At 57.9% G+C, this 515-nt stretch carries 1 protein-coding gene and 1 pseudogene; both read left to right on the forward strand.

All coding sequences use genetic code 11. From position 1 onward, the window contains the following. On the forward strand, positions 1–210 hold a 210-nt coding region (locus AC1D1X_RS25425), incomplete at its 5' end, for a BolA family protein (protein WP_477699655.1). A gap of 103 nt (positions 211–313) precedes the next feature. Further along, positions 314–515 (forward strand): annotated as a pseudogene (locus tag AC1D1X_RS25430) (peptidylprolyl isomerase); the annotation flags it as partial.

Raw genomic sequence — 515 nt, forward strand, 5'->3', positions numbered from 1 at the left:
CTGGAAGTGCTGGACGAGAGCGCTTCCCATGCCGGGCATTCGGGCGCTAACGCGGAAGGCTACGGTACCCATTTTCGCATCCGCATTGCCAGCCCGCTCTTTACCGGCAAGAGCCGGGTGGCGCGCCACCGGCTTGTGTATGATGCAATGCAAAATTTCATTGATCAGGGCCTCCATGCCCTGGCGATTGAAGTCATCGAGTCACCCTGAATCTGCGCTGATTTGCCCCGGGGATTTCGGCACAGAGCCGCAGCAACGTCAGAACGCATTGCCAAACGCTTTCAAGCATTACCAAAAGGACTACAAAAACATCATGAAGAAACATCTTTTACTCGGCACCGCCGTAGCGGCACTGCTGGCACTGGGCGCGCAAGGCGCCATGGCGCAGAACGTGGCCATCGTCAATGGCAAGGCCGTTCCAAAATCGCGCCTGGACTCGCTGGCGCAACAGGTCGCCAAGTCCGGCCGGCCAGTAACGCCTGAGATGGAAGGCCAGCTTCGTGAAGAAGTAATTG

This window comes from Polaromonas sp. P1_G4, assembly GCF_056405475.1.